Below are 25,619 nucleotides of genomic sequence, written 5' to 3' on the forward strand. Positions count from 1 at the left end.
TCCGCTGCGCGCTCCCGGGGCCGGCACGCGCCCCGGGTCGACGCGCGGCGGGCCGGGCCGCCGCGGGCCCACCGCCACCGTCCTATCAGACCACGAGCATGTCGGGCGTGACGGCCGCTTCCGTATCCGGGATGCCCAGGTCGCGGGCCCGCTTGTCGGCCAGGGCCAGCAGCCGGCGGATCCGCCCGGCGATGGCGTCCTTGGTCAGCGGCGGGTCGGCGAGCGCGCCCAGCTCCTCCAGGGACGCCTGCCGGTGCTCCAGGCGCAGCCGGCCGGCGGAGGTGAGGTGGTTGGGCGCGTCGTCGGCGAGGATCTCCAGCGCCCGCGTCACCCGGGCGGCGGCGGCCACGGCCGCCCGCGCCGAGCGGCGCAGGTTGGCGTCGTCGAAGTTGGCCAGCCGGTTGGCGGTGGCCCGCACCTCGCGGCGCACCCGGCGCTCCTCCCAGGCCAGCACGCTGGAGTGTGCTCCTATGCGGGTGAGCAGCGCCGCGATGGCGTCGCCGTCCTTGACCACCACCCGGTCGACGCCGCGCACCTCGCGGTTCTTCGCGGTGATGCCGATGCGCCGGGCCGCGCCGACCAGCGCCAGCGCCGACTCCGGGCCCGGGCAGGTGATCTCCAGCGCGCTGGAGCGGCCGGGCTCGGTCAGCGAGCCGTGCGCCATGAACGCCCCCCGCCACGCGGAGACCGCGCAGCAGACGTTCGCGGCCACCACGTGCGGCGGCAGGCCGCGCACCGGCCGGCCGCGCACGTCCAGCAACCCGGTCTGCCGGGCCAGGGCCTCGCCGTCCTTGACCACCCGGACGATGAAGTGGCTGCCCTTGCGCAGCCCGCCGGAGGCGAGCACGTGGATCTCGCTGGAGTAGCCGTAGACCTCGGCGATCTCCCGGCGCAGCCGCCGGGCCACCGCCCCGGTGTCCAGCTCGGCCTCGACCACCACCCGGCCGGAGACGATGTGCAGCCCGCCGGCGAAGCGCAGCAGCGCCGCCATCTCCGCCCGCCGGCAGCAGGGCTTGGGCACGTCGACCCGGCTCAGCTCGTCCTTGACCGCAGCCGTCATCGCCATTGTGCGCCCCCTCACGGACCGGTTCCGGCGTGTCGCCGGAGATTACGTACGTGCTTAACGATCGGCGCCCAGGACAGGCACCAGGGCGGCACCCAGGGCGGCCGGATCGTGACGGGGTTCGCCGTCGGTGACGGCGACCGGGGCGAGGACCAGCCGGGCACCCAGCGATTCTGCCGCACGCTCGACCGGCGCGGGATCGCCCACCGCCTTGGAGTCCGCCAGCACCAGGTCCACCGCCAGCTCGGGCAGATAGTGCCGCAGGGTGTCCAGATGGTCGGCGAGGGAGAGCCCGAGGGTCTCCTGCTCCGCCGCGAGGTTGAGGGTGACCAGCCGACGGGCCGGGCTCGCCACGATCGCGGCGGCCAGCCCCGGCACCAGCAGGTGCGGCAGCACACTGGTGTACCAACTGCCGGGCCCGAAGATCAACCAGTCGGCCTCGGCCGTCGCGGCCACCGCCTCCGCGCAGGCCGCCGGGGTCGTCGGGGTCAGCCGCAGCGACTCCACCCGCCCCGCGGTGACCGCCACCTGGTGCTGGCCGCGCACCGTGCGCACCTCGTCCGGGTGCGCCGGGTCTGCGCCGCGCACCCGGGCCTCGATGCCGACCGGCTGGCGGGACATCGGCAGCACCCGGCCCACCGCGCCGAGCATCGCCCCGGCGTGCTCCAGGGCGGCCACCGGGTCGCCGAGCAGCTCGATCAGCCCGCAGAGCACCAGGTTGCCCACGGCGTGCCCGGCCAGCCCGTCGTCGGTGTCGGCTGGGTCGCGGGGGGTGTCGGCGAAGCGGTGCTGGAACAGCCCGGCGGTGCGCCGGGTGGCCGGGTGGTCCCCGGCCAGGGCCACCAGCGCCTGGCGCAGGTCGCCCGGGGGCAGGCCGCCCCGGCGGGCGCGCAGCCGGCCGCTGGAGCCGCCGTCGTCGCCGACGGTGACGACGGCGGTGATGTCCAGGTCCAGCTCGGGCACGCACCGGCGCAGCGCCCGCAGGGACACCGACAGGCCATGCCCGCCGCCGAAGGCGACCACCCGGGTACGCCGCCCGTCGCCCCGCTCGCCACCCCTGCCCGGGGGCTCCGCCGGCGGCGTCATTCCCGCCCCAGGTCGCGGTGTTGCGCGTTGGCCGCCAGCCCTGCGTGGCGCAGCCGGGAGGCCAGCTCCTCGGCGATGGCCACGCTGCGGTGCTTGCCGCCGGTGCAGCCGACCGCCACGGTCAGGTACCGCTTGCCCTCCCGCTCGAACCCGACGGTGGTGGCGTTGACCAGGTCCGCGTACGTGCCGACGAAGGCGTCCGCGCCCTCCTGGCCCAGCACGTACGCGCTGACCGCCTCCTCCCGCCCGGTGTGCTCCCGCAGCTCGGGCACCCAGTACGGGTTCGGCAGGAACCGGGCGTCGAGGACGAAGTCGGCGTCCGGCGGGAGGCCGTACTTGAAGCCGAAGGAGAGCACGGTGATCCGCAGCCGGCGGGCGTCCTCGCCGCCGAACAGCTCCTCGATCCGGCGGCGCAACTGGTTGACGTTGAGGTGGCTGGTGTCGATGATCACGTCGGCCTGGTCGCGGGCCTCCTCCAGCAGGCCCCGCTCCACGGCGATGCCGTCGGCGAGCCGCCCGTCGCCCTGCAACGGGTGCGAGCGCCGGACGCTCTCGAACCGGCGGATCAGCACCTCGTCGTCGGCGTCGACGAAGACCACGCGCGGGGAGAATCCCCGGTCCTTCAGCTCCCGGATCGCCCCGGCCAGGTCCGTGGAGAAGGCGCGGGAGCGCACGTCCAGCACCATCGCCGTACGCCGGGCCGCGCCGCCGGCCTTGACGGCCAGCTCGGCCATGTCGAGCATGAGCGCCTGGGGCAGGTTGTCGACGACGTAGTAGCCGACGTTCTCCAGGGCGCGGGCCACCGTGCTGCGCCCGCCGCCGGACACTCCGGTCACCACCACCAGGGTGGTCTCCGCCTCCGTCGCCGCCCGGGTCGCCGCCTCCGCGGCCACCGGCAGCCTCTCCGTGGCCGGCCCCGCCGCCGCTGTCGGGCCGTCGCCGGCCGGAACCTCGGACGTCCGCGCCTCGTTCACTGCCCACTCCCCACGGATGACGCACGGCCGACCTGACCGCGGCGGCCAGCCTAGAACTCTATCCCGCCCATCCCCCACGCCCCGGTAACCACCCCGCCCGCAGCCCCGCCCGCTCCCCCGCCCCCTCCCCCCGCCGATCTTGCACTTGCGGCCCCCGATCCGCCCTGTTCGCCCCTTTTGCCCGGGCCGCAAGTGCAAGATCGCGGGTACGCGGACGGCGCACCCCGGGCTGGGCGGGCGGGGGCGGGGGCGGGGGCGGGAAGGGGGCGGGGCGGGGTTGGGCACGTTCGGAGAAGTCGGTGGGCCGACCCGACGCCATACTGCGGTTGGATATCGACCCCACTCGATCAACATCGGGGCGACGTCCACCGGCCGGCGGTGCCGGCCTCCCGGTCCGGGCGTCGTCGCCAGCGTCGCCGACGCGCCCCCGCCGGGGTCTCGTCCCCTCGGCATGAGGAGCGCAGCGTGACGCAGACCCACCGTTCTTCCGGACCCACCGTGGACCTCCGACCCCACACCGCAGGGACGGGAACGTCCACCTTCGTCAACGGGCACTTCCCCCGGCGACGGGCACTTATCGTCCTGCTCAGCGTGCTCGGCGGCTTCCTGCTGACCGTGGTCTGGTCGGCCGAGTTCGTGGACCAGACCATCGGCGACAACGTCGCCAACACGCTGCTGGGCCACGACGCCAAGGAGACGCCGATCCAGGGGATCGCGGCGGGCATCGTGTTCGCCTTCGTCTCCGGCATCGCCGGCACGTTCACCGCCTGCAACATCGCCGCCTTCGGCGCCATCGCCCCGCTGACCGGCACCACCGCCGGGAGCCGCCTCAGCCGGTTCGGCCAGCCGCTGAAGCCCCTGGGCTGGATGTCCGTCGGAATGATCGCGGTGTCGGCGACGTACGGTGCGATCGTCGGCCTCGTCGGCACCGCCATGCCGCAGTTTTCCACGGCCCCGACCACGCCCGGCGGCCTGTCGCCGCGCAGCATCCAGTCGATGGTCGTCTTCGGCCTGATCGGCCTGGTGATGGTCTACCTCGGCCTGGCCTCGCTCGGCATCGTCGCGGACCCGTTCGCCCGGCTCGCCCGCCGGTTCCCCAACGCGCCCATGGTCTTCATGGGCGCGCTGATCGCCGGCTTCCTGATCGGGCGGCCCTTCCCGCTGTTCCGGCAGATGTTCCGCGACGCCGCCGAGAGCGGCAACCCGTTGTACGGCGCGGCGGCGTTCACGCTCCAGTCCCTCGGCAACATCGTCATCATGGCGGTGCTGTTCCTGCTGCTGGCCTGGCTCGCCGGCTCCCGCCTGCAACGGTGGTTCGCCGAGCGGCCGAGCCGGCTGGCGGTGCTGACGGCGGTCGCGTTCATCGTCGCCGGCGCGTTCACGTTCCTCTACTGGGACGTCCGGCTGCTCGCCCGCCGCGAGATCATCCCCTGGTACCCGCTCGCCCCCTGGGCCTAGCGCAAGGAAGGGCCCCCTGTTAACGCATTCTGTTGTACAGGGGACCCTTCCTAACAAGCACGCACGGCGGCAGCGGCAGCGTCGGGCGCGGCGGCCGTCAGTGGAGCTGCCGCAGCGCCTTGACGCGCTGACGGCCGAGCACGGCGAGGTAGTCCCACGGCTCGTCGAGACAGGAGTCGACCTCGGCCGCCCCGATGATCTCGGCGAGCCGGGCGGCGAGTTCGTCGGGGTCCGGCTGCACCTGCTCGCAGAGCTGGACGTGGACCGCCCGCAGCGCGCCGCCGATCTCGGCCGGTTCATCCTCGTACGTCTCCCAGGCGTCGTACAGGTAGCCGGAGAGCCCGTCCCACGCGCGGGCGGCCCGCTCGACCAGCAGCAGCGCCTCCTGGGTCGGCGGTCGTTGGGCAAGCACCTCGACCTCCTCGACGATCGCCCGGCCGGCCTTCTCCACGTCGTGCAGGTCCCAACGGTCACCGCTGGTCGCCTCGCGGGCCAGGTTGTCGATCGTGCGACGGATGTCGTCCAGCTCGGCGGCGGTGAGGGGCGCGAGCTGGCCGGCCTGCGCCCGCAACCTGCTCTCCAGCACGCGGTCCGTGGCCGCCCACTCGGCGACCAGCAACGCCAGCCGCCGGGCGGGGATGGTCCGCGCGAGTTCGGCCAGCCGAGCGACCCGGGGGTCGACCGCCAGGGCCGACGGTGGTGTGGCGGCCGAGGACCAGGCGAGACCTTCGTCCAGGGCAACGACGGTGAGGGCCACCGCGTGCGCGCACAGCCCCGCGCCATCCGGGCAGTCACACTCGGCGGTGAAGCCGTCCCCCGTGACGCCCACCCAGACCTCGTACGGCGGCTGCCCGGCCTCCCGGATCACGCCGGATGCTCCCCCGCCGGCCGGCACGAACTCCGCCGGTTGACCGCCCGCCCGCAGCCTGTCCGCCGCTGCGCAGGCCACGGAACCGGCCGCGTCCCGCAGGGCTTCGATGTCGATGCTCACCGCCATCCGGTCATCTAACCGGGTGTGGGTGATGCCGCCGGCATCAGGGCGGCGACCAACGGCGAGGGATCAGCCGCGTAGGCCGCGCCGCAGGCCGGCGACGAACGACGACCAGGCGTCCCGGTCGAAGAGGAGCGCTGGTCCGTCCGAGTCCTTGGAGTCCCGCACCGCCAACGCGCCAGAGAGTTCGGCCACCTCGACGCAGTTCGAATCGTTCGCACCGCTTCGGCTGCTCTTCCGCCAAAAGATCTGCGCCGGATCCAGGGGGGTCATCGGTAGCCTCCCAGAGGTTGGACTCAGTCCGGGACCTCGGCAGCAATCCGCGCAAGGAGGTCCGCAGACTGGTCAGGGTCGAGCGCCTTGGCCCGAAGGTGGTCGAACATGAGTCTATAGCGGGCTACCTGTCGGTCCTCTTCCAGCAGCAGAGCGCTGGTGTCGTTGCTGACATAGACCACCGCCGGGTCGAGCACCGGATCGGCGTAACCCAGCAGGGTGAAGGCTCCACCCATCGCTGCGTGTGCTCCGGCGGCGAACGGCAGGACCTGTATCTCGACCGTGGGCATCTCGCACGCCTCGACCAGGCGCGCGAGCTGAGCACGCATCACCCTCGGGCCACCGACCACCCTCCGGACCGCCGCCTCATCCAACACCGCCCACAACGACGGTGGCACGTCACGGAACAGCAGGGCTTTGCGGGCAAGTCGCGCCGCCACTACTCGATCCGTCTCGTCCTGGTCGGCGGTGCTGCGCCCTGCCTTGACGATCGCGCGGACGTACTCCTCCGTCTGCAACAGGCCGGGCACGTACAGGCTCTCGAACGCGCTGATCAACGTCGCCTCCGCCTCGAAGCCGACGTAGTCGTCCGGCAGCACGTCGCCGTACGCGCTCCACCAGCCCTTCTGGCGCGACTGCCGCAGCAGCGCGGTCAGCGACTCCCGTTCCTCCTCGGAGGCGTCGTAGAGGTCGAGCAACGGCGGCAGGTCCTTGGGCATCACCCGGGAGTGCCCGAGTTCGAAGCGGATGATCTTGGTGCGATGCCAGCCCAGCAGCTTGGCCACATCCTCGGCGGTGTGCCCGGTGCGGTCCCGCAGGCGACGCAGCTCGCGTCGCAGACGACGGGCCCTGATCGTCGGACTCGGCACGTGCGCCATCGCCAACACCACCTCCACTCTGGGTAACCGATTCTCACCCAAGAGCAACCACGGATCAAGCATCCGACACAAGAAAATGCAACGTTGCGTTTTTCGTCCCCATCAGTCAGTCTCTTGCTACTCACCCGCTACGGAGAGGCACACGACAGTGACTGACAATGAAGCGTCGCAGTGGGGGTCCGAGTCCGACTTTCATCGTGACCTGGCCGCCATGCTCGACGGGGCCGACGTGTCCGAGCGGGTCCGTGCCGCCGTCGCGCACGCGCTGACGAAGCCGGACGCCCTCTCGTCGTACGTGAATTCCCTGGTCAGCCGCTACACGACGGACCGCGAGCGGGCCTCGGGGCGCAACCGGCCGCCCGCCGGGGCGTACGAGATGCACCGCCGGTGGACGCTGCACCTGTCCTACCCGGCGCCCGACCTGCGGGAGGCCCGCGACCAGGCCGTCGTCTACACGGAGGGCCTGACGATCCTGCGCCCCGAGTTGCCCGCGAGCGCCGCGCTGCTGTCCCGGGCCGACGCCTGGAACCACGTCGAGCCGGTGTTCTGCGGCCGGATCGGCCCCGACGGCGAGGTCTGCCTGGACGTCACCGGCCATCCGGGCTTTCACAGCGCGGCCGGCATCGGCGGGCTGTGCTGGGGCGACGGCGACTAGCAGCCATCGTTGAAGCGCCGTCAGAGGGTCAGCTTCCAGCCCTCGATCAGGCCCTCGTAGCCGGCCACGTTCTCGACCCGCAGCTTCCAGGTGCCACGGGTCGGCTTCCCCGACAGGTCGGCGATGTAGGCCTCGCGGGCGTTCGCCTTGTACGACCCCACGAGGCTCTCCTTGAGCAGCACCACCTGTCCGCCCGGCGCGACGAGGGAGATCTGGAGGTCGCGGCCGTACTGGTGCGCGATGCTGACCTCGACGTAGCTGGTGGTCGACGGGGCCCGGCCGCAGTCGGGCACGCTGATCGGCGACTCGACCGTGCCGAAGGCCGGTATCCGCACGTCGGCGGTGGCGACCCCGCCGCACGCGGGGGCCGGCAGGTCCGCGCCCGCCAGGTTGATCTTCCACGAGTCGAGGAACCCGGTGCCCTGGGCCAGGTTGTCGCTGACGTACAGGTTCCAGGTGCCGTTCGCCGGCTCGGCCGACAGGTCGTAGGTGAACGTGTAGTCGATGCGGTCGCTGTCCCCGCCGGTGTGGTCCATGAGGAAGTACCAGGTGCCGCGGGGCGAGATCAGCCGCACGTCGAGCTCACCGATCACGGAGTGGTCGATGTGCACCTCCACTGTGCTGTTGCGGGCGGCGTTGCCGGGGCAGCCGGTGACGGTGATCGGGGCGTAGAGGTTCTGGGAGTCGGTGATCGCCCGATCGGTGCCGTCGGAGCGGACGCAGGCGGCCGGGTCGTCGATGCGCAACTGGATGGCCACCGCGCGGATCGCGGCGGTCCCGGTGCCGATCACCGTGACGGAGTACGTGCCGGCCAGCGCCGTCGACGCGGTGCTGATCGTGAGCGTGGTGCTGCCGTTCGAGGAGATGCCGGCGGGCTGGAACGTGGCCGTGACGCCCGCCGGCAGGCCCCGGGCCGCCAACGCGACCGGCTGGGACGCGCCCCTGGTGACGCTGCCGGCGATCGTGGTGGTGGCCGTGCCACCAGCGGTGACGGTCACGCTGGCCGGGGTGGCGGTCAGGGTGAAGTCGTCGACCGGGGTGGTGGGGTCGACGTGCAGCAGCCGGTTCGGCGTGCCGACGCCCGCGTCGGTCACCACCCCGATGGTGGCGTCGGCCAGGAGCGCCTGGGTCACCTGGGCCGGGGTGTACGTCGGGTGTTCGGCCAGGATCAGCGCGGCGGCCCCGGCGACGTGCGGGCTGGCCATCGACGTCCCGGAGGCCGTGCGGGTGGTGGCGGTGCCGCCGATGTAGGCCGAGGTGATGTCGACGCCCGGCGCGAACAGGTCCACGCAGGTGCCGATGTTGGAGAACGAGGCACGCGCGTCGTTGGGACCGGTGGCGGCCACCGTGATCGCCTCAGGCACGGAGGCCGGGGTGGTCGTGCAGGCGTCGGCGCCGTTCTCGTTGCCCGCGGCCACCGCGTAGGTGACGCCGTCGGCGATGGACCGCCGCACGGCCTCGACCATGGGCGCGTACGCCGCGCCGCCGAGGCTCATGTTGGCCACGGCCAGCTCGCCGGGGTCGTGGTCGCCGGTGACCCAGTCGACCCCGGCGATGACCTGCGAGGCCCAGGCGCCGCCGGTGCAGCTCAGCACGCGCACGGCGACCAGTTGCACGTGCTTGGCCACCCCGAAGGTGGACCCGCCGAGCGTGCCGGCCACGTGGGTGCCGTGGCCCTGGCAGTCGGTGGCATCGGCGTCGTTGTCCATGAAGTCCCAGCCGGACACCGCCCGCCCGGCGAACTCGCCGTGGGTGAGGTTGATGCCCGAGTCGATCACGTAGGCCCGCACGGCCGCCGTGGCGCGGGGGTAGGTGAACGAGTTGTCGAGCGGGAGCGCGCGCTGGTCGATCCGGTCGAGGCCCCAGGACGCGGTCGGGGTCTGCACGTCGGACGCGGACACCGTGCGGTTCTGCGTCACCGAGGCCACGGCCGGGTCGGCGGCGAGCCGGCGCGCGCCCCGCTCGGACAGCCGGGCCTCGAAGCCACGCAGGGCGTGCCGGTAGACCAGCCCGACGTGGCCGCCCTGCCGGGAGACGAGGCGGCGGGCGGTGGCGGGCACGGCGTCGGCCGAGACAGCGGCGTCCCGCAGCACGACGACGTAGGAGCCGGCCACGGCGTCTGGGCCGCCGGCGGCGATCTCGCCCTCGGCCGGGGCGGCGATCGCCGGGGCGGTCGCGGCGAGGGCCAGCACGGTCGCTGCGGCCACGGTGCCGAGCAGGGAGGTCCTGCGGCGTCCTGCCGGTGTCATGGTTGCCTCCCCAGACGACGTGCGCGACGCGGCCCCGGCCCGTCACGCGCCGGGCGCGCACGCGGACGGCCGTACCGCCGACATCATGGACACACGGACACCCTCGACGCCATAGATTGACGTCAATTATTTGCGCCGGACGCTAACTGCCGTCGGCGGCGGGCGGGGCCCCGGGGTTGAGGGCGGCCGTGATCGCCTCGGCGGTGCGCCGGCCGACGCCGGGCACCTCGGTGATCTCCTCGGTCGAGGCCGCCGCGAGCCGCTTGAGCGAGCCGAAGTGGCGCAGCAGGGCCTTGCGCCGCACCTCGCCGAGGCCGGGCACCGAGTCGAGCGCCGACTCCGTCATCCGCTTGGAGCGGCGCTGCCGGTGGAAGGTGATGGCGAACCGGTGCGCCTCGTCGCGCACCCGTTGCAGCAGGTAGAGCCCCTCGGAGGTGCGCGGCAGGATGACCGGGAACTCGTCGTCGGGCAGCCACACCTCCTCCAGCCGCTTGGCCAGCCCGCACAGCGCCACGTCGTCGACGCCCAGCTCCGCGAGCGCCTGGGCCGCCGCCGCGACCTGCGGCGCACCGCCGTCGACCACGACCAACTGCGGGGGGTACGCGAACCGGCGCGGCCGGCCCGTCGTCGGGTCGATGCCCGGCCGGTCGGGGTCGGCGGCGGTCTCCTCCCCCAGCTCCCCGGTCTCGGCGCGGGCCTCCAGGTAGCGGGCGAAGCGGCGGCGCAGCACCTCCGACATGGCGGACAGGTCGTCGGTGGCCCCCCGGACGATGAACCGGCGGTATTCGCTCTTGCGGGGCAGGCCGTCCTCGAAGACGACCATGCTGGCCACCACGTCGGTGCCCTGGATCTGGGAGACGTCGAAGCACTCGATGCGCAGCGGCGAGGTGCGCATGCCCAGCGCGTCGCTGATCTCGTCGAGGGCCTTGCCCCGGGTGGTCAGGTCGCTCCCGCGCTTGAGCTTGTGCCGGGCCAGGGCGTCGGACGCGTTACGCTCCACCGTCTCCAGCAGGGACCGCTTGTCGCCGCGCTGCGGCACCCGCAGCGACACCCGGCTGCCCCGGCGGCCGGTCAGCCAGTCGGCGAGCGCGTCGGCGTCGGCGGGCAGGGCGGGCACCAGCAGCTCGCGGGGCACGTCGGCCTCGCCCTGCTCGCCGCCGTAGACCTGGGTGCAGAAGTGGTGCACCAGGTCGCCGGCGCTCAGGTCCTCGGTCTTCTCCACCACCCAGCCGCGCTGGCCGCGCACCCGGCCGTCGCGGACGTGGAAGACCTGGACGGCGGCCTCCAGGGGGTCGTCGGCGAACGCGACCACGTCGGCGTCGGTGCCGTCGCCGAGCACCACGGTCTGCTTCTCCATGGCCCGGCGCAGCGCCGCGACGTCGTCGCGCAGCCGGGCGGCCTTTTCGAACTCCAGCGCCTCGCTGGCCTCGGTCATCTCGCGTTCGAGCTTGCGGACCATGGTGTCGGTGCGCCCGGCCATGAACTCGCAGAAGCCGTCGACGATCCCCCGGTGCTCCTCGGCCGTGACGCTGCCGACGCAGGGTGCGGAGCACTTGCCGATGTAGCCCAGCAGGCAGGGGCGGCCGACCTGCCCGGCCCGCTTGAACACGCCGGCCGAGCAGGTCCGCGCCGGGAAGACCCGCAGCAGCAGGTCGAGCGTCTCGCGGATCGCCCAGGCGTGCGAGTAGGGCCCGAAGTAGCGCACGCCCTTGCGTTTGGCCCCGCGCATCACCTGGAGCCGGGGGAACTCCTCGTCGAGGGTGACGGCGAGGTACGGGTACGACTTGTCGTCGCGGTAGCGGACGTTGAACCGGGGGTCGTACTGCTTGATCCAGGTGTATTCGAGCTGGAGGGCCTCGACCTCGGTGCCCACGGTGACCCAGTCGACCGACTCGGCCGTGGTGACCATCTGCTGGGTGCGCTGGTGCAGCCCCCACAGGTCGGCGAAGTAGGAGTTGAGCCTGCTGCGCAGGCTCTTCGCCTTGCCGACGTAGATCACCCGGCCGGTGCCGTCGCGGAACCGGTAGACCCCCGGGGCCTCGGGGATGGTGCCGGGCGCGGGGCGGTAGGTCGACGGGTCAGCCACGCTCCGAAGACTAGCCGCCCGCCCCGACACTCCAGAGCACGCCGAGCTGGTCCACCTCGCTGCCGCTGCGGCCGAAGAACCCGGCGAGCCGGCCGCCGGGCGGGGCGGTGAAGGTCACCGCGTCGGCGGTCGGGGTGCCCCCGGCCAGGGTACGGCCGAGGTTGGTGGTAAGCCGGACGGAGAAGATCCGGGTCCGGCCGTCCTTCCTGCCCTGGGTGAGGGTGACCCGGTCGACGTACTCGCCGTCGGCCAGGGTCAGCGTGGCCGGGGTGCCGCCCGTGCCGCCGTGGGTGGGGCTCGCGCCGTCGGCGAGGCGTACGCCGATCTGGTCGAGGCGGGAGCCGGCGCGCAGCGAGACGGCGGTGACCCGCGGGCCGACGGCGTCGAGGTCGGTGAACGGGGCACCGTGCGGGCCGCCCCAGGTGTCGCTGGCGCGCAGCCCGTCGGCGAGGGTCCAGGAGAACCAGGCGGCGTGCGGGTAGTGGTCGGACAGCGGCGCGCCGGCCGGGTCGAGGAACGCGGCGTGCTCGTTGTGGTAGCGGACGAGGTCGAGGTCGATCAGCCGGTTGCCCCGGTAGAGGATCTTGTCGACGACCTCGCAGGCGTTGGTGACGTTGGCCGGGTCGCAGGTCAGCGCCGGGCTGCCGGCGGCCGGGGGCACCCCGCCGCGCTCCTGCTGCACCCACACGTCGGCGAGCCCGTTGGCCGCCACGAGGTCGCGGATGTTGTCGCCGGCGCGGGTGTAGCGGACGTTGAGGTCGCCGGCCACGATCACGGCGTTGCCGGCGGAGTTCGCCTGCACGTACGCGGAGAGCTGGTCGATGTTGGACCGGCGGGCGGCGAGGTCGGGCTCGTCGCTGCCGGCGTTGGTGTGCACGTCGTAGAAGTCGACGTAGACGCCCTCGGCGAGCCGGATCCGGGACCGGCTGAAGCCCTTCGGGGTGAGGCAGTCGGTGCCGTGGCAGTCGTCCCAGCGCACCCGGACGAAGTCCGACACCGGGAAGTTCGACATCGTGTTGAGGCCGTCGCCGAAGGGCACGCCCCCGCTGGTGGCGGTGCGGTACGGGTGCCGGTCGGTGGCGTACAGGTCGGCGTGGTAGTTGAAGTCCTCCTGGACGTGCACGATGTCGTAGGCGTTGACCCGCTCGCCGATGGGGCGGGTGTTGGTCGCCGGGCTGCCGCCCGACAGCGGCTCGGGCAGGCCGGCGACGTTGTAGGTGAGCACGGAGAAGCCGCCCGAGGCGGCGGTGGTGGGGACGGGCGCGACCCCGGCGGGGGCGGCGAGGGCGGGCGCGGCCGGGGGCAGCAGGGCGGCCAGCAGCGCCGCGGACGCGAGCAGGCGGGTGGGTCTCATCCGACGTCCCTTCCAGACGGTGGGGTCCGGTATGGCCGGCACCAGCCCGGGGCATCGAAGGTTATCCAAGGAACCCGGCCGGTTCAATACTCACGGGTAACCGGCGCGCGACATGCTGATTGACGTCTTCCAATCTCGCGGCGGGACGCCTACCATCCGGTAACTGAATGTTCTTCATGTAATGATCGTCACCCCCGTCATGATCCCCACCCCGCGGAGGATCACCATGCCCCGTCCCACCGCCCCGCGTCGCCTGCTGGCCGGCGCGACCGCCGCCGTCGGCGTCGCCGCCCTGCTCGTCGCCGCGCCCGCCCCGACCACGACGCCCGCGAGCGCCGCCGCGAAGGCACCCGTCCTCACCAGCGCCTTCGCCGCCAACGACTACTGCCTCGGCGAGTGCGGCGACATCGTCCCGCCCGGCCAGAACGGCAGCGCCACCCTCGTCGAGATCCTCGCCAACCAGACCCTCGGCACGCTGCCCCGGCACTCCGCCGACCAGCTCGGCAAGTACGCCGACCTCGTCTACGGCTACGCCGGGCTGCGCCCCGAGCAGATCGGCAACTTCTTCAACGACGCCTCCTTCGGGGTGCCGTCCGGGCAGGTCGAGCGGGACTACTCGCCCCGCGCCGACGTGCGGGTCGTGCGGGACCGGGCCACCGGCGTCCCGCACGTCACCGGCACCACCCGGGGCGGCACCATGTACGGGGCCGGCTACGTCGGCGCCGAGGACCGGCTGTTCACCATGGACCTGATGCGCCACGTCGGCCGGGGCACCCTCACCCCGTTCGCCGGCGGGGCCCCCAGCAACCGGGAGCTGGAGCAGAGCGTCTGGCGCAACTCGCCGTACACCGAGGCGGACCTGGCGGCGCAGGTCGAGGCGCTGCGCGCCAAGGGCCCGCGCGGCGAGCAGCTCTACGCCGACGTCCAGGAGTACGTCGCGGGCGTCAACGCCTACATCGGCGTGTGCATGGCCAACCGCAACTGCCCCGGCGAGTACGTCCTCACCGGGCACCTCGACGCGATCACCAACGAGGGCGGCCCGGAGCCGTTCACGATGACCGACCTCATCGCCATCGCCGGCGTCGTCGGCGGCCTGTTCGGCGGCGGTGGCGGCACCGAGATGCAGTCCGCGCTGGTCCGCATCGCCGCCCGCGCCAAGTACGGCCCGACCGAGGGCGACAAGGTGTGGGCGGGCTTCCGCAACCAGAACGACCCGGAGACGGTGCTGACCCTGCACGACGGGCAGAGCTTCCCCTACGGCTCCGCTTCCCCCGACGCGGCGAGCGTGGCGCTGCCGGACGCCGGCACGGCCAAGGTCGAGCCGATCTTCACCGACCCGACCGGCTCCGCCGCCAGCCGGGCCACCGGCAGCAGCGGCTCGGAGCTGGCCGCCGCGCTGTCCGGGCTGACCATCGACCCGGCCCACCGGGGCATGTCCAACGCGGCCGTGGTCTCCGCCGCCAACTCCGCGACCGGGCACCCGGTGGCGGTGTTCGGGCCGCAGACCGGCTACTTCTCCCCCCAGCTGCTGATGATCCAGGAGCTGCAGGGCCCCGGCATCAGCGCCCGGGGCGCGGCGTTCGCCGGCCTCAACCTCTACGTGCTGCTCGGCCGGGGCCAGGACTACGCCTGGAGCGCCACCTCGTCGATCCACGACATCACCGACACGTACGCGGTGCCGCTGTGCGCCACCGACGGCAGCACGCCGACGCTGGCCAGCGACCACTACCTCTTCCGGGGGCAGTGTGTTGCGATGGAGCAGCTCGCCCACACCAACAAGTGGAAGCCGACGGCCGCCGACACCACGCCCGCCGGCTCGTACAAGCTGGTGGCGTGGCGCACGAAGCTGGGCCTGGTCGCCTGGCGCGGCACCGTCGGCGGCAGGCCGCACGCGTTCACCCACCTCCGCTCCACCTACCGGCACGAGGCGGACTCGGCGATCGGCTTCCAGATGTTCAACGACCCGACGCAGATGGGCACCGCCGACGCCTTCCTCGCCTCGGCGGGCAACGTCGAGTACGCGTTCAACTGGTTCTACGTCAACTCCACCCAGTCGGCGTACTTCAACTCCGGGCTCAACCCGCTGCGGGCCGCCGGGTCCAACCCGAACCTGCCGATGAAGGCCGAGCCCGCGTACGAGTGGCAGGGCTTCCAGCCCGACACGAACACCGCCAGCTACGCGCCGCGCTCGGCCCACCCCAACTCCGTCGACCAGGACTACTACGTGAGCTGGAACAACAAGCAGGCCAAGGACTTCGGCGGGGCCGACGGCAACTTCAGCTTCGGCGCGGTGCACCGGGGCGACCTGCTCGACAAGCCGTTGAAGGCCGGCATCGCCGCCGGGAAGAAGTACGACCGGGCCACGCTGACCGAGCTGGTGGAGCGGGCCGGTGTGACCGACCTGCGCGGGGTCGAGGTGCTCGACGAGCTGATCCGGGTGCTGGAGAGCCAGCCCGTCGGCGACTCCGCCCTGGCCGCCGAGATCGCGAAGCTGAAGGCGTGGCGGCAGGCCGGCGCGCTGCGGGTGGAGACGGCCAAGGGCTCGAAGGTCTACCAGCACGCCGACGCGATCCGCACCTTCGACGCCTGGTGGCCGCTGCTGGTGCGGGGCATGTTCCGCGACCAGCTCGGCCCCGACCTCTACCAGGCGCTGATCAACGCCCTCCAGATCAACGAGTCCCCCTCCGGCCACCAGCAGGGCGACAAGTCGACCCTGCCCACGTCCGCCAACGAGGCCCAGGCGCACAAGGGCTCGTCGTTCCAGTACGGCTGGTGGGGGTACGTCGACAAGGACCTGCGGGCGGTCCTCGGCGACCCGGTCGCCGGCGGCCTCGGCCGCACCTACTGCGGCGGCGGCGCCCTCGCCGGCTGCCGGCAGATCCTGCTCGACACGCTGAAGGCCGCCGCCGCGACCCCGGCCACCACCACCTACCCGGGCGACTCCACCTGCGCAGCCGGCGACCAGTGGTGCGCCGACACGATCGTCCAGTCGCCGCTGGGCGGGATCAAGCACGCCCCGATCGCCTGGCAGAACCGGCCCACCTACCAGCAGGTGGTGTCGTTCCCGGCCCGGCGCGGCGACGACGTGTCGAACCTCGCCGCCGGGAGGGCGGTGACCGCGTCGAGCGCCCAGCTCGGCTACGCCGCCGGCAAGGCCGTCGACGGGGACCTGGGCACCCGGTGGGCCAGCTCCTGGGCCGACGACCAGACGCTGACCGTCGACCTGGGCTCGGCCCGGCCGGTGGGCCGCGTGGCGTTGGCCTGGGAGTCGGCGTACGCGAGGTCGTACCGGATCGAGGTCTCCGCCGACGGCACGGCCTGGCGCACGGCGTGGTCCACCACGGCCGGCGACGGCGGCACCGACGTGGTCGCGTTTCCGGCCGAGACCGCGCGGTACGTGCGGATGCGGGGCCTGACCCGGGGCACGACCTACGGGTTCTCGCTGTGGGAGATGTCGGTCTACGCCCGCTGACGGGCGACGGCGGCGGCCGGTCCGGGGTGACCCGGGCCGGCCGCCGCCGGTTCAGGCGAGGGTGATCTGGTCGCCGTCGACCTTGAGCTCCTTGGCGGCGAGGGGCGTCGTGGCGGGGCCCGACTTCACCGAGCCGTCGGTGATGGAGAACTTGCTCATGTGACAGGTGCAGTTGATGGTGCCGCCGTCGACGTTCGACACCGGGCAGCCCTGGTGGGTGCAGATCGGGTCGAAGCCCTTGAACGTGCCGGCCTCCGGCTGGGTGATCACCACGCCCTTCGCGGCCAGGATCAGGCCGCCGCCGACCGGGACGTCGGCGGTGCTGGCCAGCGCGCCGGAGTCGCCCGCGCCGCCGGTCGCCGCCGCGCCGCCGCTCGGGGCGGGGCCGCCGCCGGCGGAGTCGTCGGAGTCGTCGCCGCCGCACGCCGACAGGACGACCGCCGCGCCCAGCGCGCCGGCACCGGCGAGGAGGGCACGCCGCGTCTGCGTGGCCGGCCCGGTCTGCACCTGCTCGTCACTCATGTCTGGCCTCTCTGTCGACTGCCCGGTTCCGAGGGGGCCCCGGGCCTCGTTGGGGTCCACGGATCACTGTGCCTGAAGGTTCAACAAATCGACCACAGTGATCGTTTGGCGTGGGCGCGGAAGGGGCGCCCCCGGAGGACCCGGGACGCCCCTTCCGCGTGCGCGGTCGCCTCAGCGGGCCCCCGCCGCGACCTTGCGGGCCCGGGGGCGGGCCGGGACGCCGTTGGCCTTCGCGGCCCGCCCGGTGGCCGCCTTCGCGCCCCGGGCCTCCCCGTCGAGCCCGAGCACCGGGCGCAGGAACCGGCCGGTGTGGCTCTCGGGCACCTCGGCGACCTCTTCGGGGGTGCCGGTGGCCAGCACCGTGCCGCCCCGGTGGCCGCCCTCGGGCCCCATGTCGATCAGCCAGTCGGCCGTCTTGATCACGTCGAGGTTGTGCTCGATGGTGATCACCGTGTTGCCCTTGTCGACCAGCCCCTCCAGCACCATCAGCAGCTTGCGGATGTCCTCGAAGTGCAGGCCGGTGGTCGGCTCGTCGAGCACGTAGACCGTGCGGCCGGTGGAGCGCTTCTGTAGCTCGGAGGCGAGCTTGACCCGCTGCGCCTCGCCGCCGGAGAGCGTCGGCGCGGGCTGGCCCAGCCGGACGTAGCCCAGGCCGACGTCGACAAGCGTCTTCAGGTGCCGGTGGATGGCCGGGATCGCCGAGAAGAACTCCGCCGCCTCCTCGATCGGCATCTCCAGCACGTCGGAGACCGTCTTGCCCTTGTAGTGCACCTCCAGGGTCTCCCGGTTGTAGCGGGCCCCCTTGCACACCTCGCACGGCACGTACACGTCGGGCAGGAAGTTCATCTCGATCTTGATGGTGCCGTCGCCGGAGCACGCCTCGCACCGGCCGCCCTTGACGTTGAACGAGAACCGGCCCGGACCGTACCCCCGGACCTTGGCCTCGGTGGTCTCGGCGAACAGCTTGCGGACGTGGTCCCAGACCCCGGTGTACGTCGCCGGGTTGGACCGGGGGGTGCGGCCGATCGGCGACTGGTCGACGCCGACGACCTTGTCCACGTGCTCCAGGCCGCTGACCCGGGTGTGCCGGCCCGGCACGTGCCGGGCCCCGTTGATCTGGTTGGCCAGCACCGCGTGCAGGATGTCGTTGACCAGCGTCGACTTGCCCGAGCCGCTGACCCCGGTGACCGCGATGAGCTGGCCCAGCGGGAACGACACGGTCAGGTTGCGCAGGTTGTGCTCCCGCGCGCCGTGCACCACCAGCTCCCGGCCCGGGGTCTGCGGCCGGCGGCCCTTCGGCGTCGGGATCTCCCGCCGGCCCGACAGGTACGCCCCGGTCACCGACTCGGGGTTGGCCAGCAGGTCCGGCACCGACCCGGAGTGCACGATGCGCCCGCCGTGCTCGCCCGCGCCCGGCCCGATGTCGACGATCCAGTCGGCGGTGCGGATGGTGTCCTCGTCGTGCTCGACGACGATCAGGGTGTTGCCCAGCCCGCGCAGCCGCACCAGCGTCTCGATGAGCCGGTGGTTGTCGCGCTGGTGCAGGCCGATGGACGGCTCGTCGAGCACGTAGAGCACGCCGACCAGGCCGGAGCCGATCTGGGTGGCCAGCCGGATGCGCTGCGCCTCGCCGCCGGAGAGGGTGCCGGCCGGGCGGTCCAGGGAGAGGTAGTCCAGCCCGACGTCGAGCAGGAACCGCAGCCGGGCGTTGATCTCCTTGAGCACCCGCTCGGCGATCATCTTCTGCCGGTCGGTCAGCTCGATGCCGGCCAGCAGCTCGGCGCACTCGCCCACCGACAGGTTGCACACCTCGGCGATGCTCTTGCCGGCCAGGGTGACCGCGAGGACCTCGGGCTTGAGCCGCGCGCCGCCGCAGGCCGCGCAGGGCACGTCGCGCATGTAGCCCTCGTACTTCTCCCGCGACCACTCGCTCTCGGTGTCGGTGTGCCGCCGCTCGATCCACTGCACCACGCCCTCGAAGCCGGTGTAGTAGGAGCGCTCGCGGCCGAACTTGTTGCGGTAGCGCACGTGCACCTGGTCGCCGGAGCCGTGCAGGATCGTCTTCTGCGCCCGCGCCGGCAGGGCCCGCCACGGGGTGTCGACGTCGAAGTGCTCGGCCTCGCCCAGCGCCTCCAGCAGGCGCAGGAAGTATTCCAGGTTGTGCCCGGACGACCAGGGCTGGATCGCGCCCTCGCGCAGGGTGCGCTCCGGGTCGGGGACGACCAGCTCCGGGTCGACCTCCTTCTTCGTGCCCAGGCCGGTGCACTCGGGGCACGCGCCGTAGGGCGCGTTGAACGAGAAGACCCGGGGCTCCAGGTCCTCGATCGCGAGGGGGTGGTCGTTGGGGCAGGCCAGGTGCTCGGAGTAGCGGCGCTCGCGGTCGGGGTCGTCCTCGGCGAGGTCGACGAAGTCGAGCAGGACCAGGCCGCCGGAGAGGCCGAGCGCCGCCTCGACCGAGTCGGTCAGCCTCTGCTTGGCGCCCGGCTTGACGGTGAGCCGGTCGATCACCACCTCGATGGTGTGCTTCTCCTGCTTCTTGAGCTTCGGCGGCTCGGTCAGCGGGTGCACCACGCCGTCGACCCGGGCCCGCGCGTAGCCCTTGCCCTGGAGCTCGGCGAACAGGTCGACGTACTCGCCCTTGCGGCCACGCACCACCGGCGCGAGCACCATGAACCGGGTGCCCTCGGCCATCGCGAGGACCCGGTCGACGATCTGCTGCGGGCTCTGCCGGGAGATCCGCTCCCCGCAGACCGGGCAGTGCGGCTCGCCGACGCGGGCGTAGAGCAGGCGGAGGTAGTCGTAGACCTCGGTGATCGTGCCGACGGTCGAGCGCGGGTTGCGCGAGGTGGACTTCTGGTCGATGGAGACGGCGGGGCTGAGGCCCTCGATGAAGTCGACGTCCGGCTTGTCCATCTGGCCGAGGAACTGCCGGGCGTACGACGACAGCGACTCGACGTAGCGGCGCTGCCCCTCGGCGAAGATGGTGTCGAAGGCCAGGCTCGACTTGCCGGACCCGGAGAGCCCGGTGAAGACGATCAGGGCGTCCCGGGGCAGGTCGAGACTGACGTCACGCAGGTTGTGCTCGCGCGCGCCACGGATGATCAGTCGGTCGGCCACTGTCCGTGTACTCCCGGTGAAGAAGGCGAGGAGGATCTGGGCGCTCGGGGCGGCCGGGAGGCTTCCGGGACGGCCCCGAACGGTCGTGCGGGCGCAGAAGAAGCGCCTCGGCAACTCTAGCCCCGAGGTACGACAACTTTCCGCGCCCGCACATTCCCCCAGCTCAACCCGGTCATGCCGGGCCCCGTCACGGCCCCGGCCCGCCGCCTCGCCCCGGCACCGACGCCCCGGCGGCCGGCCGCCGCCGCGATCAGCTCCCCGCTACCTGGGCAACACCGACAGTCACGGTCGGGCCGTCCGGCGCCGCCCGCCGCGCCAGCCGCCCCGGCGCTCCGCGGCCAGCCGGGCCTCCCGACGCCGGCTCTCGAAGGCGACCTCCCGCTGCAACCGCCGCCAGCTGTCGTACCGCCGGACGGTCAGCTCGCCCGCGGCGAGGGCGTCGCGGACCGCGCAGCCCGGCTCGGCGTCGTGCGCGCAGTCGCCGTACCGGCAGCCCGCCGCCAGCGCGGCGATGTCGGCGAAGGACCGGTCCAGGCCCGCCACGCCGTCGAGCAGGCCGACCGCGCGTACCCCCGGGGTGTCCAGGACCGCGCCGCCGCCCGGCACCGGCACCAGCGCCCGCCAGGTGGTGGTGTGCCGGCCCTTGCCGTCGACCCGGCGGATCGCCTGGGTCGGCATCACCACCGCCCCGGCCAGGGCGTTGACCAGGCTCGACTTGCCGGCCCCGGACGGGCCGAGCAGGGCCAGGGTGCGGCCCGGCGCGACGTGCGGGCGCAGCGCGTCGAGGCCGTCGCCGCGCTCGGCGCTGACCGGCAGCACCGGCACCCCCGGGGCGACGCCGGCGAGCTGCCGGGCGATCGCCGCCGGGTCGGCGGCGAGGTCGGCCTTGGCGAGCACCACCAGCGGCGTCGCGCCGGACTCGTGCGCCAGGGACAGCAGCCGCTCGATGCGGGCGACGTCCGGCTCGGGGTGCACCGGCTCGACGACGGCCGCCGCGTCGAGGTTGGCGGCGAGCACCTGCCCGCTGGCGTCCTTGCCGGCGGTGCGGCGCACCAGCGCCGTGCGCCGGGGCAGCACGGACTCGACGGTGACCGGCCCGTCGGGCCAGGAGCGCAGCAGCACCCAGTCGCCGGCGCAGGGCAGCCGGGTCAGGTCGCGGGCCGCGTCGGCGAGCACCGCCGCGCCGAGGGTGGCCCGGACCGGCCCGTCCGCGCCGAGCACCGTGCACACCCCCCGGTCGACGCGGGCCACCCGGCCCGGCCGCCGGCCGGCGCGGGCGCGGGCGTGGGCGTGGGCGTGGGCCGCCCGTTCGGCGTCCCAGCCGAGGGCGGTCAGATCAATGGACATGCGCAACCCCTTCAGGGTCGGTGGATACGGTGGGGCGACACGCGTGCTACGACCGGCATGGGCACCACCTCCTCCGAGTCCCCGGTGTCGCGTTGCACCACCGACGGTAGGGGCCGGGCCGACGCGCCGAAAGCGATTTCCACGGCGACGCCGGGCCGGCGGGCCGCTAGGGTTCGGGGCGTGACCGCGGACCCGCTGCTGCTGACCGGTGACCTCGACGACGCCACGGCCCGGCTGCTGCGCACCGCCGCCGCCCTCGACGACGCGGACGTCGCCGCGCCGTCGCTGCTGCCCGGCTGGACCCGGGCGCACGTGCTGACCCACCTGGCCCGCAACGCCGACGGGTTCGTCAACCTGCTCACCTCCGCCCGCACCGGCGAGCAGATCCCGATGTACGCCAGCACCGCGGCCCGCGCCGCCGACATCGCCACCGGGGCGGCCCGCCCGCCCGCGGCCCTCCTGGACGACCTGCGCCGCTCGGCGGAGCGGTTCGCCGAGGCGGTCGCCGCGATGCCCGTGCAGGCGTGGGCGGCGACCGTGCAGACCCGGCGCGGCCCGTGGCCGGCGGCCATGCTGGTCTGGGGGCGGCTGCGGGAGGTCGAGGTGCACCACGTCGACCTGGCCGCCGGCTACGCGCCGGCCGACTGGCCGGAGGCGTTCGCCCAGCGGCTGCTGCACGAGGTGACCACCGGCCTCGCCGGCCGGGACGACGCGCCGGCGCTGGTGCTGCGCTTCGACGGCAGCAGCCACGAGGTGGCCGTCGGCGACCCCGACGGCGCGCCCACCGTCACCGGCCCCGCCCACGGGCTCGCCGCCTGGCTGATCGGCCGCGGCGACGCCGACACGCTCGCCGTCACCGCCGACGGTCCCCTGCCGACCCCACCGGAATGGATGTAAGGACGCATGACCTACAGCGGACACGTCAGCCCCGGCGGCGCGCCGGCCGTACGCGAGCTCGACGGGCTCACCATCACCAAGGTGTCGGTGGGGCCGATGGACAACAACGCCTACCTGCTGCGGTGCCACGACACCGGCGAGCAGTTGCTCATCGACGCGGCCAACGAGGCCCCCCGGCTGCTGGAGCTGGTCGGCGACGCCGGCCTGGCCACCGTGGTCACCACCCACCAGCACATGGACCACTGGGTGGCGCTGGAGGAGGTCGTCGCGAAGACCGGCGCGCGGGCGCTGGTGCACGCCGACGACGCCGCCGGCCTGCCGATCCCGGCGCAGCCGCTGGCCGACGGCGACACGGTGGCCGTCGGCGACCGCGAGCTGGAGGTCATCCACCTGCGGGGGCACACGCCGGGCTCGATCGCCCTGCTCTACCGCGACCCGGCGGGCGTCCCGCACCTGTTCACCGGCGACAGCCTCTTTCCCGGCGGGGTCGGCAACACCGACCGGGACCCGCAGCGGTTCGGTCAGCTCGTCGACGACGTCGAGCACCGGCTGTTCGACCGGCTGCCCGACGAGACCTGGTTCTACCCGGGGCACGGCCGGGACAGCACCCTCGGCGCGGAGCGCCCGTCGCTGCCGCAGTGGCGGGCCCGCGGCTGGTGACCGGCGTCGTCGCCCGCCGGGGGCTCAGGCCGCCGGGGCGGCGGGGACGGCGGCGCGCAGCCCGCGCCGGGTGACGAGCAGCACCACGCCGGCCAGCAGCAGGCCCACCGCCATGGTGACCAGCAGCGGCGGCACGTCCACCGGCAGCAGCCCGGCCAGCGAGCGGGACACCGTGCCGAGGGCCACGTAGAGGCCGGCCCAGAGCGCGGCCCCGAGGCTCGCGCAGGCCAGGAACCTGCGGTACGACATCCGCAGGCCGCCCGCCGCCAGCGGCAGCAGCGCGTTGAACACCGGCAGGAACGGCGCGACCAGCACCATCCGGCCGCCGCCCCGGCGCAGGACGGACTCGGCCGCCGCCCAGCGGGACTCCCCGATCCAGCCGCCGACGCGGCTGTGCCGCAGCCGGTCGCCGTAGCGGCGGCCGACGAGGAAGCTCAGCGACCAGCCGGCCACGCAGCCGGCGACCACGGCGGCGACGGTGCTCGCGGCGGTGGCCGGCCGCCCGACGCCGACCGCGGCGAGGACCGCGACGTCGCCGGGGACCAGCACCCCCACCAGCGGCACGGCGTCGAAGAGCATCACCACCCCGAGCACCCCCACCAACAGGATGGTGGGCAGCTCCCCGACCTGGTGCGTCCATTCCGCCATGGCCCGTACGCTACGGCCGGTCCGCCACGTCCGGCATCGGGTTTGATCCCCCAGCCGACCCTGATCCCTCCTCGGGGTCGGCCCCACCTGCCCGGGGCCGCAGCACCTCCACCCGACGCACCGGGGAGTCGACGGCCGGCTCGGTGGTGGGCACCCGGTAGCTGGCCACCGCGTCCAGCAGGTCCCGGGGCAGGTGGCCCCGGCCGGGGTCGCCCACCAGCACCCGGGCGCCCCGGGCCACGGCGCGGCGCAGGAACGGCAGCATCCGGCCGGCCAGCTCCCGGTCGTAGAAGACGTCCCCGGCGACGAGCAGGTCCGCGTCCGGCCCGTCGGAGTCGAGCAGGTCCTCGCCGGTGGCGGCGACGGCGACCCGGTTGGCGCGGGCGTTGACGGTGACCGCCGCGACGGCGTACGGGTCGATGTCGTTGGCGACGACCCGGGCCGCGCCGGCCAGCGCGGCGGCGATCGCGACGAGCCCCGAGCCGGCGGCCAGGTCGAGCACCCGGCGGCCGGCGGCCAGCTCGGGGTGGTCGAGCAGGTGGCGGGCCAGTGCCTGACCGCCGGCCCAGGCCGAGGCCCAGTACGGCGGGGGCAGGGCGTGGCCGGCGGCGGCCTCCATCCGGGCCCACCAGACGATGGCGTCCTCGGCGAGGTGCAGCCGCACCTCGGGCACGAAGGGGGTGGGGACGAGCCGCAGCCGGTCCAGGCCCTCGCCAGGCACGTCGATCTCCCGCTCCAGCACGGCCAGCGCGGTGGCTGCGGGACTCCTCATCGGGGCAAGCATGCCCCAGTGCGCGCCCCGCCGGGCGCGTTTTCCCGGGCCACGCCTTTGGCGCGGGCATTTTTCGAGGCACGCCCTGCGGCACTTCGCCCAGCAGATCCGGGTTTCGCCGGTTAGGGTCGGGGAGGTACAGGGCGATCATCGGCCGGCGGTCGGTGATCTCCCGCTTTGAACAGGGAGAGATGCATGGCTACCGGCACGGTCAAGTGGTTCAACTCGGAAAAGGGCTTCGGCTTCATCGAGCAGGACGGCGGAGGTCCGGACGTGTTCGTCCACTACTCGGCCATCGCGACGAGCGGCTACCGGGAACTCAACGAGGGGCAGAAGGTCGAGTTCGAGGTGACCCAGGGGCAGAAGGGCCCGCAGGCGGACAACGTCCGCCCGATGTAGTTCCGTGCCGGTGACGGCGGCCGGGTCGACGACCCTGGCCGCCGTCGCAGCGCACCCGCGCCCGCCGCGCCCGGCGTACCTCCGCCGCGCGGCGGGCGTTTCCGTTCCCGGGCCCGGTCCCCGGGCGGCCGTGCCGGCGGGTCAGCGCGGCGCGCGGTGCGGCGGCTCCGGGCGGGTGGCCCGGACGTGGTCGAGGTGCTCCCGCATGGTGGCCACCATGACCGTCAGGAAGCGGCGCACCACCTCCAGCTCGTCGTCGCTGAAGTCGGCCATCGCGGCGTCGGTGCGGCGTCCGAGCGGCTGGAAGAACTCCATGGCCAGCGCGGCCCCCGGGTCGGCGTAGCGCAGGAAGACCTTGCGGCGGTCGCCGGTGTCGCGGTCCCGGCGGACGTGCCCGGCGCGCTCCAGCCGGTCGATCAGGGCGGTCACCGAGCCGGAGGACAGGTTGAGCTTCTCCCCGAGCCGGCCCGGGGTGATCGGCGCGCCGGCGATTTCGGCGTCCATGACGGCGATGAGGGCGTGCAGGTCGGTGCCGTTGAGGCCGTGCAGGCCGGCGAAGGCGTGCCCGACGTGCTGCGCGTCGGACGAGTAGCGCCGCAGGTCGTTGGTGATGTCGGCGACGAGCTGCTCGCGGCGGGTTTCCCGCCGCCGGTACATGCCGTGCGGTGCCACGACGTCGCCTCCCCCTCCCCGTGCGTGCCGGTTGCAGCATAGTCGA

General features: G+C 73.7%; 21 protein-coding genes. 6 read left to right on the forward strand and 15 right to left on the reverse strand.

All coding sequences use genetic code 11. The annotated features are described in order from the left end of the window. Nucleotides 1–85: 85 nt before the first annotated feature. The 3 genes from whiA to rapZ are packed head-to-tail and all read right to left on the reverse strand — an operon-like array spanning nucleotide 86 to nucleotide 3,048. The gene (whiA, locus tag ACFYWL_RS16965; protein ID WP_043967505.1) at nucleotides 86–1,066 is read right to left on the reverse strand and encodes a DNA-binding protein WhiA; all 981 of its coding nucleotides are present in this window, start codon (nucleotides 1,064–1,066) and stop codon (nucleotides 86–88) included. A 54-nt stretch (nucleotides 1,067–1,120) separates the two neighbouring features. Further along, nucleotides 1,121–2,149 carry a uridine diphosphate-N-acetylglucosamine-binding protein YvcK gene (gene yvcK / locus ACFYWL_RS16970; RefSeq protein ID WP_386973377.1) on the reverse strand — a complete coding sequence of 343 codons (1,029 nt, stop codon included), beginning with the start codon at nucleotides 2,147–2,149 and terminating at the stop codon, nucleotides 1,121–1,123. After that, nucleotides 2,146–3,048: an RNase adapter RapZ gene (gene rapZ / locus ACFYWL_RS16975; protein ID WP_386973775.1), complete on the reverse strand. Its 903-nt coding sequence runs from the start codon at nucleotides 3,046–3,048 to the stop codon at nucleotides 2,146–2,148. The genes yvcK and rapZ overlap by 4 nt, the downstream gene beginning before the upstream one ends. Before the next feature lie 666 nt (nucleotides 3,049–3,714). Between rapZ and ACFYWL_RS16980 the strand changes: the two genes are divergently transcribed. Continuing rightward, nucleotides 3,715–4,581, forward strand: coding sequence for a hypothetical protein (locus ACFYWL_RS16980; protein WP_386973379.1), 867 nt, complete (start codon nucleotides 3,715–3,717; stop codon nucleotides 4,579–4,581). A 97-nt stretch (nucleotides 4,582–4,678) separates the two neighbouring features. Here ACFYWL_RS16980 and ACFYWL_RS16985 read toward each other — a convergent pair whose 3' ends face one another. From ACFYWL_RS16985 to ACFYWL_RS16995, 3 genes are all read right to left on the reverse strand, one after another. Continuing rightward, nucleotides 4,679–5,578 (reverse strand): SWIM zinc finger family protein, encoded by a 900-nt coding sequence (locus tag ACFYWL_RS16985; RefSeq protein ID WP_386973382.1) that lies wholly within the window; start codon nucleotides 5,576–5,578, stop codon nucleotides 4,679–4,681. A gap of 63 nt (nucleotides 5,579–5,641) precedes the next feature. Next, nucleotides 5,642–5,845 (reverse strand): DUF397 domain-containing protein, encoded by a 204-nt coding sequence (locus ACFYWL_RS16990; RefSeq protein WP_386973385.1) that lies wholly within the window; start codon nucleotides 5,843–5,845, stop codon nucleotides 5,642–5,644. 23 nt (nucleotides 5,846–5,868) lie between these two features. Then, nucleotides 5,869–6,723 (reverse strand): helix-turn-helix domain-containing protein, encoded by an 855-nt coding sequence (locus ACFYWL_RS16995; RefSeq protein ID WP_386973777.1) that lies wholly within the window; start codon nucleotides 6,721–6,723, stop codon nucleotides 5,869–5,871. 148 nt (nucleotides 6,724–6,871) lie between these two features. On the opposite strand from ACFYWL_RS16995, the gene ACFYWL_RS17000 reads away from it, so the two are divergent. Beyond that, nucleotides 6,872–7,378 carry a hypothetical protein gene (locus ACFYWL_RS17000; RefSeq protein ID WP_386973388.1) on the forward strand — a complete coding sequence of 169 codons (507 nt, stop codon included), beginning with the start codon at nucleotides 6,872–6,874 and terminating at the stop codon, nucleotides 7,376–7,378. Between the two features lie 20 nt (nucleotides 7,379–7,398). Here ACFYWL_RS17000 and ACFYWL_RS17005 read toward each other — a convergent pair whose 3' ends face one another. The 3 genes from ACFYWL_RS17005 to ACFYWL_RS17015 form a co-directional block, all read right to left on the reverse strand. Continuing rightward, nucleotides 7,399–9,627, reverse strand: a complete 2,229-nt coding sequence (locus tag ACFYWL_RS17005; protein WP_386973390.1) for a S8 family serine peptidase — start codon at nucleotides 9,625–9,627, stop codon at nucleotides 7,399–7,401. A 142-nt stretch (nucleotides 9,628–9,769) separates the two neighbouring features. Beyond that, nucleotides 9,770–11,713: an excinuclease ABC subunit UvrC gene (gene uvrC / locus ACFYWL_RS17010; RefSeq protein WP_386973393.1), complete on the reverse strand. Its 1,944-nt coding sequence runs from the start codon at nucleotides 11,711–11,713 to the stop codon at nucleotides 9,770–9,772. A gap of 10 nt (nucleotides 11,714–11,723) precedes the next feature. After that, nucleotides 11,724–13,067: a jacalin-like lectin gene (locus tag ACFYWL_RS17015; RefSeq protein ID WP_386973395.1), complete on the reverse strand. Its 1,344-nt coding sequence runs from the start codon at nucleotides 13,065–13,067 to the stop codon at nucleotides 11,724–11,726. Between the two features lie 226 nt (nucleotides 13,068–13,293). Between ACFYWL_RS17015 and ACFYWL_RS17020 the strand changes: the two genes are divergently transcribed. Beyond that, on the forward strand, nucleotides 13,294–16,539 hold the full coding sequence (locus ACFYWL_RS17020; protein WP_386973398.1) for a penicillin acylase family protein: 3,246 nt from the start codon (nucleotides 13,294–13,296) through the stop codon (nucleotides 16,537–16,539). Between the two features lie 51 nt (nucleotides 16,540–16,590). Here the strand turns inward: ACFYWL_RS17020 and ACFYWL_RS17025 are convergent, their stop codons facing one another. The 3 genes from ACFYWL_RS17025 to rsgA form a co-directional block, all read right to left on the reverse strand. Continuing rightward, on the reverse strand, nucleotides 16,591–17,061 hold the full coding sequence (locus ACFYWL_RS17025; protein WP_386973401.1) for a Rieske (2Fe-2S) protein: 471 nt from the start codon (nucleotides 17,059–17,061) through the stop codon (nucleotides 16,591–16,593). A 171-nt stretch (nucleotides 17,062–17,232) separates the two neighbouring features. Continuing rightward, entirely contained in the window at nucleotides 17,233–20,178 is a 2,946-nt protein-coding gene (gene uvrA, locus ACFYWL_RS17030) for an excinuclease ABC subunit UvrA (RefSeq protein WP_386973403.1), read from the reverse strand. 282 nt (nucleotides 20,179–20,460) lie between these two features. Further along, nucleotides 20,461–21,525: a ribosome small subunit-dependent GTPase A gene (rsgA, locus tag ACFYWL_RS17035; RefSeq protein WP_386973406.1), complete on the reverse strand. Its 1,065-nt coding sequence runs from the start codon at nucleotides 21,523–21,525 to the stop codon at nucleotides 20,461–20,463. A 180-nt stretch (nucleotides 21,526–21,705) separates the two neighbouring features. Between rsgA and ACFYWL_RS17040 the strand changes: the two genes are divergently transcribed. Both ACFYWL_RS17040 and ACFYWL_RS17045 read left to right on the forward strand, forming a co-directional pair. Continuing rightward, entirely contained in the window at nucleotides 21,706–22,422 is a 717-nt protein-coding gene (locus ACFYWL_RS17040; RefSeq protein ID WP_386973408.1) for a maleylpyruvate isomerase family mycothiol-dependent enzyme, read from the forward strand. A gap of 6 nt (nucleotides 22,423–22,428) precedes the next feature. Continuing rightward, entirely contained in the window at nucleotides 22,429–23,082 is a 654-nt protein-coding gene (locus tag ACFYWL_RS17045; protein ID WP_386973411.1) for an MBL fold metallo-hydrolase, read from the forward strand. A 24-nt stretch (nucleotides 23,083–23,106) separates the two neighbouring features. Here ACFYWL_RS17045 and ACFYWL_RS17050 read toward each other — a convergent pair whose 3' ends face one another. Continuing rightward, nucleotides 23,107–23,730, reverse strand: a complete 624-nt coding sequence (locus ACFYWL_RS17050; protein WP_386973414.1) for a DedA family protein — start codon at nucleotides 23,728–23,730, stop codon at nucleotides 23,107–23,109. Between the two features lie 10 nt (nucleotides 23,731–23,740). Beyond that, entirely contained in the window at nucleotides 23,741–24,514 is a 774-nt protein-coding gene (locus tag ACFYWL_RS17055) for a class I SAM-dependent methyltransferase (protein WP_386973416.1), read from the reverse strand. Nucleotides 24,515–24,697: 183 nt separating this feature from the next. On the opposite strand from ACFYWL_RS17055, the gene ACFYWL_RS17060 reads away from it, so the two are divergent. Next, on the forward strand, nucleotides 24,698–24,901 hold the full coding sequence (locus ACFYWL_RS17060; RefSeq protein ID WP_007072071.1) for a cold-shock protein: 204 nt from the start codon (nucleotides 24,698–24,700) through the stop codon (nucleotides 24,899–24,901). Between the two features lie 141 nt (nucleotides 24,902–25,042). On the opposite strand, the gene ACFYWL_RS17065 is transcribed toward ACFYWL_RS17060, so the two are convergent. Next, nucleotides 25,043–25,558: a MarR family winged helix-turn-helix transcriptional regulator gene (locus tag ACFYWL_RS17065; protein WP_386973780.1), complete on the reverse strand. Its 516-nt coding sequence runs from the start codon at nucleotides 25,556–25,558 to the stop codon at nucleotides 25,043–25,045. Between the last annotated feature and the right edge of the window lie 61 nt (nucleotides 25,559–25,619).

Source organism: Micromonospora sp. NPDC002575 (genome assembly GCF_042889525.1).
Lineage (GTDB): Bacteria > Actinomycetota > Actinomycetes > Mycobacteriales > Micromonosporaceae > Micromonospora > Micromonospora carbonacea.

Excerpts from the sequence above, each read along its gene's own strand:
- ACFYWL_RS16985 (WP_386973382.1), bottom strand. The coding sequence starts at position 5,578 with ATGGCGGTGAGCATCGACATCGAAGCCCTGCGGGACGCGGCCGGTTCC.
- ACFYWL_RS17005 (WP_386973390.1), bottom strand. The coding sequence starts at position 9,627 with ATGACACCGGCAGGACGCCGCAGGACCTCCCTGCTCGGCACCGTGGCC.
- ACFYWL_RS17025 (WP_386973401.1), bottom strand. The coding sequence starts at position 17,061 with ATGAGTGACGAGCAGGTGCAGACCGGGCCGGCCACGCAGACGCGGCGT.
- ACFYWL_RS17020 (WP_386973398.1), top strand. The coding sequence starts at position 13,294 with ATGCCCCGTCCCACCGCCCCGCGTCGCCTGCTGGCCGGCGCGACCGCC.
- ACFYWL_RS16995 (WP_386973777.1), bottom strand. The coding sequence starts at position 6,723 with ATGGCGCACGTGCCGAGTCCGACGATCAGGGCCCGTCGTCTGCGACGC.
- ACFYWL_RS17015 (WP_386973395.1), bottom strand. The coding sequence starts at position 13,067 with ATGAGACCCACCCGCCTGCTCGCGTCCGCGGCGCTGCTGGCCGCCCTG.
- whiA (WP_043967505.1), bottom strand. The coding sequence starts at position 1,066 with ATGGCGATGACGGCTGCGGTCAAGGACGAGCTGAGCCGGGTCGACGTG.
- ACFYWL_RS17050 (WP_386973414.1), bottom strand. The coding sequence starts at position 23,730 with ATGGCGGAATGGACGCACCAGGTCGGGGAGCTGCCCACCATCCTGTTG.
- rsgA (WP_386973406.1), bottom strand. The coding sequence starts at position 21,525 with ATGTCCATTGATCTGACCGCCCTCGGCTGGGACGCCGAACGGGCGGCC.
- ACFYWL_RS17060 (WP_007072071.1), top strand. The coding sequence starts at position 24,698 with ATGGCTACCGGCACGGTCAAGTGGTTCAACTCGGAAAAGGGCTTCGGC.
- yvcK (WP_386973377.1), bottom strand. The coding sequence starts at position 2,149 with ATGACGCCGCCGGCGGAGCCCCCGGGCAGGGGTGGCGAGCGGGGCGAC.
- ACFYWL_RS16990 (WP_386973385.1), bottom strand. The coding sequence starts at position 5,845 with ATGACCCCCCTGGATCCGGCGCAGATCTTTTGGCGGAAGAGCAGCCGA.
- ACFYWL_RS17065 (WP_386973780.1), bottom strand. The coding sequence starts at position 25,558 with ATGTACCGGCGGCGGGAAACCCGCCGCGAGCAGCTCGTCGCCGACATC.
- ACFYWL_RS17055 (WP_386973416.1), bottom strand. The coding sequence starts at position 24,514 with ATGCTTGCCCCGATGAGGAGTCCCGCAGCCACCGCGCTGGCCGTGCTG.
- ACFYWL_RS17045 (WP_386973411.1), top strand. The coding sequence starts at position 22,429 with ATGACCTACAGCGGACACGTCAGCCCCGGCGGCGCGCCGGCCGTACGC.